Here is a 13,684-nt window from a genome sequence, read left to right as displayed (position 1 = left end):
CATCAGATCAGCTCCACGTCGACGTGATGCCGCGCCTTGACCAGATCGTAGCGCGCGGGCTTGGACGGCGGCGGCAGGTCGATCATCCGCTGCACCGCCAGGGCGGCGCGCTCGGCCATCTCCGGCGCCACCGTCACCTCGAACTTCATGTCGCGCAGGCAGTCGCGGATGTTCTCCAGGGTGATGCGCTTCATGTGCGGGCACAGGTTGCACGGGCCGATGAAGTCGACGCCGGGCACGTCGCCCTTGACGTTCGAGGCCATGGAGCACTCGGTGATCATCACCACCTGCTTCGGCTTGCGCGCCTCGACATAGTCGATCATCGCCGCCGTCGACCCAGCGAAGTCCGACGCCGCCAGCACCTCTTCCGGGCATTCCGGGTGGGCCAGGATCTCGGCCCCCGGATAGGCGGCGCGCATCTCCTTGATGTCGTCGGCTGTGAAGCGCTCATGCACCTCGCAGCGGCCCTTCCAGGCGATGATGCCCACCGTCGTCTGGGCCGCGACGTTGCGCGCCAGGTATTCGTCGGGGATCAGGATGACCTTGTCGACGCCCCACTCCTTGGCCGCCCACTCCACCACCTGAACGGCGTTGGCGCTGGTGCAGCAGATGTCGGTCTCGGCCTTCACATCGGCCGTGGTGTTCACATAGGTGACGACCGGCAGGCCCGGATGCCGCTGCTTGATCAGCCGCACGTCCGCCCCCGTGATCGAGGACGCCAGCGAACACCCCGCGCGCAGGTCGGGGATCAGCACCGTCTTGTCCGGCGACAGGATCTTGGACGTCTCGGCCATGAAGTGGACGCCCGCCTGGACGATCACCTTGGCGTCCGAGCGCGCCGCCTCCTTGGCCAGCCCCAGGCTGTCGCCGACATAGTCACCGACCCCGTGGAAGATCTCCGGCGTCATGTAGTTGTGGGCCAGGATGACCGCATCGCGCTGCTTCTTCAGCGCATTGATCTCGCTGATCAGCCGGGCCTGCTCGGGCCATTCCAGCGGGGTGACGAAGTCCTTGACCTTGTCCCACACCGGGGCGGTCTCTTCCGCCAGTTCCTTCGACAGACTGAAAGCGCCGTCCGCCATCATCCCTACTCCTGCAACGGCCGTCTGCGCGGCTCCGACTTATGCTCAAACTTAGCATAAGCAGGGACAATGTAGGCCCTTCCGCCCCCGACGCAAGCCTAAAACCTTCCTTCTCCCCTTGCGGGAGAAGGTGGCTCGCGCAGCGAGACGGATGAGGGGTTGCGCCGCGCTTTTCAGGACAGGCTCAGCCAACCACCGTTGAGAGCCCCCTCATCCGACGGGCTCCGGCCACCACCTTCTCTCGCAAGGGGAGAAGGATAACGCGCAATTTTCATTCTCTCGCGCGCCAGGATCACCTAAACGAGGACACACTTCATCCTCCCTACCCATGATCACCGAGACCATCGTGCAAGACACCGTCCGCCACATCCTGACCGCCCGCGTCTATGACGTGGCCGAGGAGACCCCGCTGGACCCGCTGAAGCGGCTGTCGGCGCGGATCGGGCGGCCGGCCCTGCTGAAGCGCGAGGACCTGCAGCCGGTCTTCTCGTTCAAGATCCGCGGCGCCTACAACAAGATCGCGGCCCTGACCGAGGCCGAGCTGGCGCGCGGCGTCATCTGCGCCTCGGCCGGCAATCACGCCCAAGGGGTGGCCCTGGCGGCGGCCAGGCGCGGGGCGGCGGCGACCATCGTCATGCCGACCACCACCCCGGGCATCAAGGTGGCGGCGGTCCAGGCCTTGGGCGGGATCGTGGTCCTGCACGGCGAGAGCTTCGACGACGCCTACGCCCACGCCCGCGCGCTGGAGCAAGAGACCGGCGCCGCCTTCGTCCATCCGTTCGACGATCCCGACGTCATCGCCGGCCAGGGGACGGTGGGGCTGGAGATCCTGCGCCAGCACCCGGACCCGATCGACGCCGTCTTCATCCCCATCGGCGGCGGCGGCCTGGCGGCGGGGGTGGCGGCCATCGTCCGCTTCCTGCGCCCCGAGACGCGCCTCATCGGCGTCGAGCCCGCCGAGGCCCCGACGATGAAGAGCGCCATCGACGCCGGCCATGTCGTGACCCTGGATCAGGTCGGCCTGTTCGCCGACGGGGTGGCCGTGCGCCGGGCGGGCGACCACACCTTCCGCCTGTGCCGCGAGCTGCTGGACGAGATCGTCCTGGTCGACACGGACGCCATCTGCGCGGCGATGAAGGACATCTTCGACGACGTGCGCGCCGTGGCCGAGCCGTCGGGCGCGGTGGCGCTCGCGGGCATGAAGGCCTGGGCGGCGCGGCATTCGGGAACCGGGGCGCTGGTGGCGATCAACTCGGGCGCCAACGTCAATTTCGACCGCCTGCGCCACGTCGCCGAGCGCGCCGAGATCGGCGAGGGCGCCGAGGCCCTGTTCGCGGTCTCCATGCCCGACCGGCGCGAGGACTATCACCGCTTCCTGCAGAGCCTCGACGGCCGCGCGATCACGGAATTCAACTACCGCTGGTCCGGCGACGGCACGGCCCAGATCTTCGTCGGCGTGGCCCTGACGCCTCCTCCAGGCGCCCTCAAGCAGCCTCACGCCGCGCGTGAGGCGTTAGGGCAGGAAAAAGAGAGCCTGCTGAAGCGGCTGACCGCCGACGGCTATGCCGTGGTCGACATGAGCGACAATGAGACGGCCAAGCTGCACGTCCGCTACATGGTCGGCGGGCGCACCATCGGCCTGCCGCACGAGCGGCTGCTGCGCTTCGAATTCCCCGAGCGGCCCGGCGCCTTCCTGCGCTTTCTCAACAGCCTGCAGCCCGCCTGGGCCCTGACCCTGTTCCACTATCGCAACCACGGCGACGATGCGGGCCGGGTGCTGGCGGGGATCAGCGTCCCGCCGGACCAGGCGGCGGATCTGACGGCCGCGCTGGATGAGCTGGGCTACCCTTACGTCGACGAGACCGACAACCCGGCCTGCCGCCTGTTCCTGGACGGGGCGACCTGATCACAGCAGACGGGTCGCCGCCCCTTCGTGCGCCAGCAGCCAGCGCTTGCGCTCCAGCCCGCCCGCATAACCGGTCAGCGTCCCGTTGGCGCCGACCACCCGATGACACGGCACGATGACGCCGATCGGATTGGCCCCGTTGGCCAGACCCACGGCGCGCACGGCGGCGGGCTTGCCGAGGGCGTGGGCCAGCTGGCCGTAGCTCCAGGTCTGGCCCGCCGGAATGGTGCGCAGCGCCGCCCACACGGCGCGCTGGAAGTCAGTGCCGCCCGTTTTCACGGCTAGCCCGTCCAGCGCCGTCAGGTCGCCGTCGAAATAGGCGGCGACGGCGGCTCGCACCGCCTCGGGCGCGCGCCCTTCGATCAGCCGGACCTCGCCGTAGTGGCGGGCCAGCAGCGTCATCATCCGCGCTTCGTAGTCGGTGAAGTCGAAGGCGCGCACAGCGCCGTCGGCGTCCGTGACCAGCAGCACCTCGCCCACGGGCGTAGCGATGCGGTCGAGGGTGAAGACTTCAGGCTGCGTCTTTTTCATCATCGTTCTCCGTGATCGCCATGCCGTCGATCCCCGCCTCGCGCAGGTGCAGCACGCCGTAGGCCCGCCAAGGCCGCCATCGCTCGGCCCGCGCCGCGAGCCTGTGATCTTCAAGCCGGTCGCTGGCCATGTCGCCCTGATCGTCGATCCAGGCGCCCGGCAGGCGCAGGCCGGGCCGCGCCAGGACCAAGGGCGCCAGCCAGGGATCGAGCGAAAGGTCGCGCCGGATGGCCTCGGGGTCGGCCGACAGGTCGAACAGCCGCCGCACCCGCGCCAGCACGCCCGGCAGGGCCTTGAGGTCGTCCAGCGCCGCCGTGACCGCCAGGCGGTTCCCGTCCTCGAACCGGGCCGAGACCTCGCCCGCCGCCCCGTCCGTCGCGGGCGTCAGGACGCGGCGCCAGACGCCGCCCTCGACCGTCTCGCCGTTCGCCTTCAGGGCGGCCAGCATGGCCTCGACCTCATAAGGCGGTCGGTAAGGCAGGCTCAGGCGCACGCCCTCATTCGCCTTGGCGTCCCACGGCCGCTCCGCCCGCCGCCGCAGCGTTGACGGCGGCCGTCCGTAGAGGGCCTGGAAGGTCTCGTTGAAGCGCCGCACGCTGCCGAAGCCGGAGGCCATGGCCACCTCGGCCATGGGCAGGTCGGTCTGGTGGATCAAGGCCTTGGCCAGCAGCACGCGGCGGGTCTGGGCCACGCTGACCGGGGCGGCGCCCAGGTGCTGGCGGAACAGGCGGCGCAGGTGCCGCTCGCCCACCCCCAGCCGCGCGGCCAGGGCGTCGACGTCGCCCCCATGCTCGGCGTGGCTATCCAGGGCCCCCGCCTCGATCAGGTTCAGCGCCCGGCTGACCGTATTGGACGTGCCGCGCCACGCCCCCATGTCGGGGGCCGTCTCGGGCCGACAGCGCAGGCAGGCGCGAAAGCCCGCCTCCTCGGCCGCCGCCGCGCTGGCGAGGAAGATCATGTTCTCACGCTTGGGCGTCCGCGCCGGGCAGACGGGACGGCAGTAGATGCCGGTGGACTTCACGCAGGTGAAGAAGCGCCCGTCGAAGCGCGGGTCGCGCGTCAGGACCGCCCGGTAGCAGGCCTCCTGATCCAGACTGTCGCGGGCGTTGTCCATGACGCCAGAATGCGCCCGCGCCGCCGCCGTGTCTCGCGGTTTTCGGACATGACGGCGCCGGATCGCTTCAGCAGCCCTTCATCGTCGAAATGCGCCACATCTGCCGCAGGATATCGAGCGCCAGCCCCAGCATCAGCGCCGCCAGCACCCAGCTCAGCACCGTCGACAGGGTCATGGCCGTGTCGACCAGGCCGCGCCCGGCCTCGTTGATGGCGCGCAGGGCCTCGAGGCTGACGCTGGCTGGCCCGCCGTTGATCGGCGCCGTCTGATCGCCCTGGGCCAGGGTGAACCAGTGACCGGCCTGGAACAGCCGCCAGCCGAGCCACAGTCCGGCCGCCGCCAGCGGGATCTTGAGGAAGGCCCGCAGGCGCGCCGCGTGGGGCCAGATCAGCCCGGTCGCATCCACGGCGATCCCCGCCACGGCCCAGGCCAGGATCGGCGCGAACAGCAGGCCCCAGATCGGCGCGGCGCTCACCACCAGGTCGCCGCCCCTCAGGCCGAAATTGTTCAGTCCGGGAATGTGCAGGGCGCCGATCCACCACAGGACGAAGACGCCGCCCCCGATCAGCGACCACAGCGCCTCGGCCGCCGGCGCCGTCTGCACCCCTTGCCCCCAGGCCCGCGGCTCGGCGGACGCCTTGGCGGCGGCGGCCTTCGCCCCGTCCCTGGCCGCCTTGGCGCCCGACCCCACGGCCATGCCCCATTTCGCCGGATCGGCGAACCCGAAGGCCGGCAGGTCGCCGACCCGCCACTTCGTCAACCAGACGGGCTTGATCCCGTAGTGCTCCATGACGGCCCCGGCCAGGGTCAGGGCGCCCAGCAGGGTCAGCCCGCCGGAGAAGAAGCCATGGAAGGCCTGGGCGACGGCCTGACCGAAATCGGCCGGATCGGTCATGACCCGCAGCAGCAGGACCAGGGCCTGCACCGCCCCGATGACGATCAGCCCGGCCTTGGCCCCGAACAGCCAATAGGGAAACAGCGCCGGCCCGATCAGGCTGTCCGGCCCCTGGCGGTAGCGGGCGGCGACGACCAGGGGGTGGCCGATCTCGTGCAGGATGGCCTCCTTCTCCTCGTCGCCGAGGGCGCGGCCCCGCTCTTCCTCCCGGGCCTCGATCCGGCTCAGGATCAGATCGCGCAGCTCGGCGACGATGTCGTCGCGGTCCTCGACCGGCAGCTGCGCCGCCACGGCCTCCAGATAGCGGTCGATGATGTCCATCGCGCCCGTCCCTTTCACAGCATCCGTTCCAGCGAGGCGTTGAGGCCGCGCCATTCCTCGGTCAGGGCGGCCAGCATGGCCTCGCCCCCCGGCGACAGGACGTAGAAGCGCTTGCGGCGCTTCTCCTCCTCGCGCCATTCGCTGGTCAGCAGCCCCTGGCTCTCGAGCCGCCGCAGCAGGGGGTAGAGGGTGGACTCCTCCATCTCCAGCCCGTCCGCCGCCAGGGCCTGGCGCAGGGTGTAGCCGTAGCGTTCGCTCCGCAGGCAGGCGAGCACCGCCAGGACCAGCGTCCCGCGCCGCAGCTCCAGCCGCATCGTCTCGAACAGGGCCTGATCCACCGCTGCGCCTCACCTGCCGTCACATAGTGTGTGATACACAGTGTATGGGACATACTGTGCGAGTCTGTCAAAGACTTTCGTTACCCGGAACCGTCAGGCCCGGTCGGCGTCCGCTCAAGGCCGCTCAAGAACGGCGCGGCGGGAGCAATGGAGCGAAGAGGTCTGTGTCGCGGCGGGGCCGCGCCGACATCCGCTTTCGGGCGAGGCCCTTCGGACCGAGTTCGACCCGTTGCGGACATTGTTCGCGATTCACAAAGTGCTTCTCGACCAACCTAGGGCGGCCTCGGCACCTGAGCTAATGGTTCGGATATTGACGCGGAAGCCTCTGGACCCCCAGCGGCCGCGCATGCAACGTTTGCGTCATGGCGTTATCGTTCAAGATCGGTTTTGCGGAGACGATGACGCACGCGGCGGGGTCGACCATGACCGCGCGTCTTTCCTGCACACGACCTTGGCTGCGTCTGGCCGCCTTCATCCCGATCAGCGTCCTGTCGATACTCGCGCCCATGGTCGCCTTGGTCGTCATCGGCATGTTTGTGCCCGGACTGGATGACCGCATGGCCGCTTTGGGTAATCAACTGAATGATAACCCACTCCGTCTCGTCGAAGAGAGTATACGAACGCTGATCTTCGCCGTGGCGATGGGCCTTGTCTCGATCAGTTTCCTCGCAGCGGCCTGCCTGACGTGGCGTGCGCCTCTCGGCCAATTCCTATGGCCCGGCAGACGCTTCGACTTGCAGTTGTTCGGTGTCGGCATCTTGCTGATGACGGCGATCCAGATCCTGTGGATCCCATTCACCCTCAGGATGGGCGGTGAATGGAGACCGCCAGTGTTCGATCCCTACTACGTCGGGCATACGCGCATCCTTTACGCAGCAGCGATGACTGGAGCGTTGCTGATCGCGGCGGCGGCGGAGGAGGTTATCTTTCGCGGTGTGGTTCTCCGCGTAAGCGGGCTGATCACGCGTCGCGCCCTGGTCCTTTGCCTGATGAACGGCCTGATGTTCTCGGCCATACATCTTGATCCCGACCCAGTGTCCTTTCTCCAACGCACCTTGGCGGGAATGGGGTGGACATGGGCGGCGTTGCGCGTTGGCGGACTGGAGTTCGCCATCGGGTCCCACTTCGCCAACAATCTCTTCCTCGCCCTGATCTGGTCACCGATGTCAACGGTGACTCAGGCGCAGGAGGTGTCTTGGGTTGTCCTTGCTCCCGAACTCGCCACGATCGCCATCGTAGTGACGGTCGTGGAGGTGCTGGCGCGCCGACGGGCTGGAGCAGGCCCCAGCCCGGTCGTACCGAGCGCTGCTTGAGCCGTAGCAAGAAGCGCGAAACGTCAAGCTTGGCTCAGTCGACCGCGTAAGCACTCAACGATGCGTCCGCTTTCCACCCCCAACTGACCTTCCAGAAGGCCGCTCCCTGGCGTGATGCGGTCATGGCCACGCTCGGCCGAGCCCGGGTCTCGAGCGGCCGCACGAGCCGGTTTTGACGCCCCGCCTTCCCATCCGCCTGAAACGGCGCCTAAGCTGGCCGTTCTCAGGGGGAAGTTCTCATGTCTCGTCGTCTCGCCGCGCGGCCGCTGCTCGCGCTCAGCCTGGTCCTCGCCGCCGCAACGCCCGTTCTGGCGCAGCAGACGCCGCCGACGCAGGAGGCGGTGCTGGCCCATGCGTCGGGCGAGCGCATCACCCGATCGGCCGACGTGCGCCGCTATTTCGAGGCCCTGCGCGCCGCCAATCCCGACCGCATGGTCATCGGCGACTACGCGACCAGCTGGGAAGGCCGCCCCCTGTTCTGGGCCGCCGTCGGCTCGCCGCGCAACATCGCCCGGCTGGAGGCGATCAAGGCCGCCACCAACGCCCTGGCCGACCCGCGCCGGACCAGCCCCGAGCAGGCCCGCGCCCTGATCAACGACACCCCGGCCGTGGTCTGGATGGCCTATTCCGTCCACGGCAATGAGATCAGCCCCGCCGACGCCGCCCTGGCCGCCGCGCGGCGCCTGACCGACGCCGCCGACGCCGAGGCGCAAGGGTGGCTGGAGAACGTCGTGGTGGTCTTCGTCCCGACCCAGAACCCCGACGGGCGCGAGCGCTTCATCAACAGCTTCGAGGCGGGTCTGGGGGCGGAGCCCAACGGCGACCCCCTGTCGGCCGAACGCGCCGAGCCCTGGCCGTCGGGCCGCTTCAACCACAATCTGTTCGACCTGAACCGCGACTGGTTCATCCAGTCCCAGCCGGAGACGCAGGGCCACGCCGCCCTGATCCGCGAATGGCGGCCGCAGGTGGTGGTCGATTCCCACGAGATGGGCACGGATTCGAGCTTCTTCTTCCCGCCCGAGGCCCAGCCGCTGAACCCCTGGATCTATCCGCCGATCCTGGATGCGCGCGAGCGGTTCGGCCGCAACACCGCCGGGCGCTTCGACCAGGCGGGGCTGGACTATTTCACGCGCGAGACCTTCGACGCCTTCTATCCCGGCTACGGCGACGGCTGGCCGGCCTATTTCGGCGCCGTCTCCATGACCTATGAGCAGGGCTCGTCGCGCGGCCTGGTGGCGCGCCGCTCCTCGGGCGAGATCCTGACCTACGCCGACACGGTCAAGGGCCACCTGACCGCCACCCTGTCGACCATCGAGACCGCCGCCCGCGACCGCGAGAAGCTGCTCAGCGACTTCTACGCCTTCCACCGCGACGGCGTCGCGGGCGGGCGCGGCGCCTATGTCCTGTCGCGCTCCGCCGCCGCCGACCCGGCCGCCGCCGACAAGCTGGCGGGCCTGCTGGTGCGTTCGGGCCTAGAGGTCGGGCGCGCGACGGCCGCCTTCTCCGCCTGCGGCCAGAGCTATCAGGCGGGCGACTATGTGGTGAACCTGGCCCAGCCGCATCGCCGCATGGCCGAGACCCTGCTGGCCAAGGACGTGCCGCTCGATCCCAAATTCCTGGCCGAGCAGGAGGCGCGCCGCGCGCGCGGCCTGGGCGACGAGATCTATGACCTGACCGGCTGGTCCCTGCCGCTGCTCTTCAACGTGCCCAGCCAGAAGTGCGCGGGCGCCCCCTCGGTCCAGACGACGGCCGTCGGCCCCGAACTGGTCCGCCCCGTCGCGGTGGCGGGGACCGACGCGGCCTACGGCTACGCCATTCACCCCGGCACGGCGGGGATGCGCTTCCTGACCGCCGCCCTGAAGGAGAAGCTGCCGGTCCGTTCGATCGAGGAGGCCTTCACCCTGGACGGCCGCGCCTATCCGGGCGGCGCCTTCATCGTGCCGCGCGCCGGCGCCCCGGCCGACCTGGACGAGCGCGTGCGCCGCATCGCCGCCGCCAGCGGCGCCCGGGTCACGGCCCTGGCCACCTCCTGGGTCTCGGACGGCCCCAGCGTGGGCTCGGACAAGGCGACCGCCATCACCGCCCCGCGCGTGGCCATGGCCTGGGACGACCCGACCGAGCCGGAATCGGCCGGCGCCATCCGCCATGTGCTGGAGCGGGAATACGGCTGGCCCGTCACGGCGGTGCGCACGCGGCGCCTGTCGAACGCCGACCTGTCGCGCTACCAGGTGCTGATCCTGCCCTCGGGCGGCGACTATGAGCGCATCCTGGGCGAAAGCGGCGTCGCCAACCTGCGCGCCTGGGTCCAGTCGGGCGGCGTCCTGATCGGCGTGGGCGCGGCCAGCCGCCTGCTGACCGACCCCGACGCCAAGCTGCTGGACAGCCGCCGTGAAAGCGCCGTCGCCTCCGACGGCGACGCCGACAAGAAGACAGACAAGCAGGCCGCCGGGACCGAGATCGCCACCGACGCCGAATACCTGGCCCTGACCGGCCACCACGGCGCGCCCGACTCCGTGGCCGGCGTCCTGGCCCGGGCGGTGGTGGACAACGACCACTGGCTGGGCGCGGGCGTGGCCCCGGAGCTCAGCGTCATGGTGCGCGGCTCGGACATCTACACCCCGCTGAACCGCGACCAGGGGACCAACGTCGTGCGCCTGGCCGGGCCGGATCAGGTGCTGGCGTCCGGCCAGCTGTGGGCCGAGAACCGCCGCCAGCTGGCCTACAAGCCGGTCGCCATGGTCTCGGGCGTGGGCCGCGGCCAGGTCGTCGCCTTCACCCAGGACGTGACCATGCGCGCCTTCCTGGAAGGCCTGAAGCCGCTGTTCCTCAACGCCGTCTTCCGCGGGCCGGCCCACACGTCAGGCGCCGGCGGCGAGGACTGAGGCCGGCCGCGTCCTTTTTTGACAGCCGCGGCCGCGCGGGCTTTCCTGGCGCCCCAGCCAGGGAGCCCGCGCCATGAGCGACCACCACGTCCCGCGACCGCCCGACGACGAGGGCGACTGGACCCTGCTGCAAAGCCGGGTCGACCGCAGCTTCTGGCAATGGGACCGTTACAGCGAGCCGGACGCGCCGGCCCTCACCCGCTTCGTCATCCTGCGCCCGCCTGAACGCCTCGACTACGACGACTTCGACGAGGCCGAAGCCATGTTCGAGGCGATGGACGGCGACTGAGCCTCGCCTTCAGCCCGATCGAACGGGCCGCGGATCAATCCGCCTTTGCCTCGCCGCCCTGAACGATGCGGACCACGGCCAGGTCGGCGGTGACATTGCCCAGGGTGCGGAAGATGTCGGGCACGACCTCGACCGCCAGCAGCAGGGGCAGCAGCTCCAGCGGCACCCCCATGGCGATGCAGATGGGGGCGATGGAGGCGAAGAAGCTGGCCTGGCCGGGCAGGCCCACGGTGCCGATGGAGATCAGCACCGCCGTCAGCATGGCGGCGAACAGTTGCCCCGCCGAGGGCTCGATGCCGAACAGATGGGCGCAATAGATGGCCACGCCCAGGTTGGCCACGGGGCTGGTGATGCGGAACACCGCCACCGCCAGCGGCAGGACCAGCCCCGCCGTCGCCCGCTTGACGCCCAGCTCGTCGACCGCCCGCTCGACCATGACCGGCAGGCTGGCCAGGGACGACTGGGTCGAGAAGGCCACCACCTGCGCCGGCGCCGCCGCCCGCGCGAACCGGGCCAGGCCGACCCGACCGAAGACGACCGCCAGCGGATAGAAGATCAGGCCGATGCCGATGCAGGCCAGGGAGATCAGCGCCACATAGTGCAGCAGCACCCCCGCCGCGCTGGCCCCCGCCGTCAGCCCCACCCCGATCGACAGGGCGAAGACGCCCAGCGGCGCGACGCTCAGCACCCAGCGGACGATGACGATCATGGTCTCGCCCACGGCCTCGAAGAAGGTGATCAGGGGCGTGCGCAGCCGGTCGGGCAGGCCCGAGGCGGCGAAGCCGAAGAAGACGGCGAACACCACCATGCCCAGGATGGCGTCCTCGGCCGCCGCCCGGATCGGGTTGGCCGGGGCGATGGTCTTGAGGAACTCGCTGAACGGGGCGCCGGCGCCCAGGCCCTCGGCGCCCTCGGGCTTGATCGCCAGCAGCAGGCGCGCGCCCTCCGGGTCGATCGGCCACAGGGCGTGCAGACCGTAGGCGGCCGCCACGGCGTAGATAGTCGCCAAGCCGATCAGCCCGCCGAACCAGGCCACTGCCTTCAGCGCCAGCCGCCCGGTGCGCGCCGCGTCGGCGATGGAGGCGATGCCCGTCACCAGCAGGCTGAACACCAGGGGGATGATCGTCATCCTGAGCGCGTTCAGCCATAGCTGGCCCAGGGCCTGGATGAAGTCGGCCGTGACGTGCCCGCCCGGCAGGCCCCAGCGCTGCGCCGCCGCGCCGGCCAGAAGGCCCAGCACCAGCGACAGAAGCACCAGGGTGCTGAGGGAGGTCAGAAAGGAACGCGCCGATTTCATGCGGCCACGCTAGCAGCCGCCGCGAAACGCGCCAGCGGAAGTTGACAAGACGCCGCCCCATTTCATCGACCGCCGATCTTCGACTTGCCTCCCGATCCGCTGCGGCTAAGCTGCGAAGCCAGGGGGGAAAAGATCCATGTCATCGTTGACCGTGCGCGGCGCCGCCGTCGCCATCGCGCTTCTGCTGGGGGCCGGCCCCCTCTCTCCCCTCGCCGCCGCGCCCGCCTGCGCCGCCGCGCGGGACGCCAAGACGACGCTGAAGCAGATGTCGCTGCCGGAGCTGGCGGAGGAGATGCAGGCGGCGGTGGAGGCCGAAGACGCTCCCCGCCTCCAGGCGGTCGCGCGCCAGATGAGGCGCTCGCCAGACTTTCCGCAATTGCCGGACGAGGGCCGGCACGGCGTCCTTGCCATCATCGCCCTGACGACCCTGGAGCTCGACGGCGCCGCCGAGGCCCTGCCCGAGTTGCAGGCCGCCGTCGCGGCGGCCAGTCCCTACGACGACGTCTGGATCGGGTTGATCAACGCCCAGCTCGCGACAGAGGACCGCAACGCCGCCGCCGATGTCCTGGCCGCGCTGCTGGCGCGCGATCCGGCGACGCTGGACGCGCTGAGCGACGACTTCCTGCGCAGCTTCGCCCGGGACTCCCGCGTCGACGCCGAGCGGCGCTTTGCGGTCCAGGCGCAGCTTCTCGCCGCGAACTGGGCTGCGCCGCACATCACCTACGTCTGGCTCGACCACATCGACGGCCTGCTCGAGCGCGGCGCCGAGGACAAGGCCCTGGCGGTGGTCGAGCGCATTCGCTCCGGGCCCGGCGTGCTGCAACTGCGCGGCCTGCGCCGTTATGACGGCCTGGTCGCAACCTACGGCGCCGAACGGCTGGACATCGCGGCGGCCTATGCGCGCGACCTGGCGGAGCGCGAGGCCGCCGCCGCCGCGCCCGAGGCCGCGTTCGACGCCGCCATGGACTGGGTCGACAGCCTGTTCTACGCCGCCCGCTTCGACGAGGCGCTCGCCGCGGCCGAGGCGCTTCTGGCCCGGCCCGCGCCGGCGGCCGGGTCGCGCGACGCCGAGCGGCGGCCCTGGCTGGCCGACACGCGCGCCCGCGTGCTTCAGGAACTGGGCCGCGAAGCCGAGGCCGTCGTCGCCCAGCGCGAGGCCATCGCCGCCGGGCTCGACAGCGACCGGGTCAGCCATGTCATCAATCTGGGCTGGCTGCATCTGCGGCAGGGCCGGCCGTCCGAGGCCCTGGCCGCCGTGTCCGCGGTCGAGGCCGCCCACGCCAGCCCCTACGGCGTCATGCAGGCGGAGCAGGTGCGCGCCTGCGGAGGCCATCTCGCCGGCCAGTCCGCCGTCGCCGACGCGGCCCTGGCCTATATGCGCGAGCACTGGCGCGACGCGCCGGGCGCCTATCAGTACACCCTGGCCTGCCGCGGCGACGCCGACGCGGTCGCGGAGCTGCTGATCCGACGCCTGCAGGACCCCGCCCTGGCGGCCGAGGCGGCGCTCGAATTCCACGACCGACTTCAGCCGCCCAAGCCCACCGCCTTCGACGCGCGGATCGACCAGTTGCACCGCCAGGTGCGGGCCCGCCCCGACGTCCGCGCCGCGTTCGACGCCGTGGCCCGCCCCTTCGCCGTCCCCTCCCTGTCGGCGCAATTCTAGGCCCTGAACGCAGAAAGGGCGGCGGACCGGAGTCCGCCGCCCTCTCCTCAACC

The 13,684-nt window shown here is 70.5% G+C and carries 11 protein-coding genes; 5 read left to right on the top strand and 6 right to left on the bottom strand.

The window, feature by feature from the left end; genetic code table 11:
• Positions 1 to 2: 2 nt before the first annotated feature.
• Positions 3 to 1,082: a quinolinate synthase NadA gene (gene nadA, locus D8I30_RS07360; protein WP_121483437.1), complete on the bottom strand. Its 1,080-nt coding sequence runs from the start codon at positions 1,080 to 1,082 to the stop codon at positions 3 to 5.
• Between the two features lie 346 nt (positions 1,083 to 1,428).
• On the opposite strand from nadA, the gene ilvA reads away from it, so the two are divergent.
• Positions 1,429 to 2,988, top strand: a complete 1,560-nt coding sequence (ilvA, locus tag D8I30_RS07355) for a threonine ammonia-lyase, biosynthetic (protein WP_121483436.1) — start codon at positions 1,429 to 1,431, stop codon at positions 2,986 to 2,988.
• Here the strand turns inward: ilvA and D8I30_RS07350 are convergent, their stop codons facing one another.
• From D8I30_RS07350 to D8I30_RS07335, 4 genes are all read right to left on the bottom strand, one after another.
• Positions 2,989 to 3,519 carry a methylated-DNA--[protein]-cysteine S-methyltransferase gene (locus D8I30_RS07350; RefSeq protein WP_121482164.1) on the bottom strand — a complete coding sequence of 177 codons (531 nt, stop codon included), beginning with the start codon at positions 3,517 to 3,519 and terminating at the stop codon, positions 2,989 to 2,991.
• Entirely contained in the window at positions 3,500 to 4,633 is a 1,134-nt protein-coding gene (locus D8I30_RS07345; RefSeq protein ID WP_121482163.1) for a bifunctional transcriptional activator/DNA repair enzyme AdaA, read from the bottom strand. The genes D8I30_RS07350 and D8I30_RS07345 overlap by 20 nt, the downstream gene beginning before the upstream one ends.
• A 67-nt stretch (positions 4,634 to 4,700) precedes the next feature.
• Positions 4,701 to 5,849: a hypothetical protein gene (locus D8I30_RS07340; protein WP_121482162.1), complete on the bottom strand. Its 1,149-nt coding sequence runs from the start codon at positions 5,847 to 5,849 to the stop codon at positions 4,701 to 4,703.
• Between the two features lie 14 nt (positions 5,850 to 5,863).
• On the bottom strand, positions 5,864 to 6,163 hold the full coding sequence (locus tag D8I30_RS07335; RefSeq protein WP_121483435.1) for a PadR family transcriptional regulator: 300 nt from the start codon (positions 6,161 to 6,163) through the stop codon (positions 5,864 to 5,866).
• Between the two features lie 386 nt (positions 6,164 to 6,549).
• Between D8I30_RS07335 and D8I30_RS07330 the strand changes: the two genes are divergently transcribed.
• The 3 genes from D8I30_RS07330 (at position 6,550) to D8I30_RS07320 (ending at position 10,671) form a co-directional block, all read left to right on the top strand.
• Positions 6,550 to 7,500: a CPBP family intramembrane glutamic endopeptidase gene (locus D8I30_RS07330; protein ID WP_121482161.1), complete on the top strand. Its 951-nt coding sequence runs from the start codon at positions 6,550 to 6,552 to the stop codon at positions 7,498 to 7,500.
• Positions 7,501 to 7,739: 239 nt separating this feature from the next.
• Entirely contained in the window at positions 7,740 to 10,382 is a 2,643-nt protein-coding gene (locus D8I30_RS07325; RefSeq protein ID WP_121482160.1) for a M14 metallopeptidase family protein, read from the top strand.
• Between the two features lie 73 nt (positions 10,383 to 10,455).
• Positions 10,456 to 10,671 (top strand): hypothetical protein, encoded by a 216-nt coding sequence (locus D8I30_RS07320; RefSeq protein WP_121482159.1) that lies wholly within the window; start codon positions 10,456 to 10,458, stop codon positions 10,669 to 10,671.
• Between the two features lie 34 nt (positions 10,672 to 10,705).
• On the opposite strand, the gene D8I30_RS07315 is transcribed toward D8I30_RS07320, so the two are convergent.
• Positions 10,706 to 11,968 (bottom strand): dicarboxylate/amino acid:cation symporter, encoded by a 1,263-nt coding sequence (locus D8I30_RS07315; RefSeq protein ID WP_121482158.1) that lies wholly within the window; start codon positions 11,966 to 11,968, stop codon positions 10,706 to 10,708.
• Positions 11,969 to 12,104: 136 nt separating this feature from the next.
• Between D8I30_RS07315 and D8I30_RS07310 the strand changes: the two genes are divergently transcribed.
• Positions 12,105 to 13,631 (top strand): hypothetical protein, encoded by a 1,527-nt coding sequence (locus tag D8I30_RS07310; protein WP_121482157.1) that lies wholly within the window; start codon positions 12,105 to 12,107, stop codon positions 13,629 to 13,631.
• Positions 13,632 to 13,684 lie beyond the last annotated feature (53 nt).

Origin of the sequence: Brevundimonas naejangsanensis, assembly GCF_003627995.1 — a bacterium.
Taxonomy (GTDB): Bacteria; Pseudomonadota; Alphaproteobacteria; order Caulobacterales; family Caulobacteraceae; genus Brevundimonas; species Brevundimonas naejangsanensis_B.
This window is presented reverse-complemented; position numbering and strand designations above follow the sequence as displayed.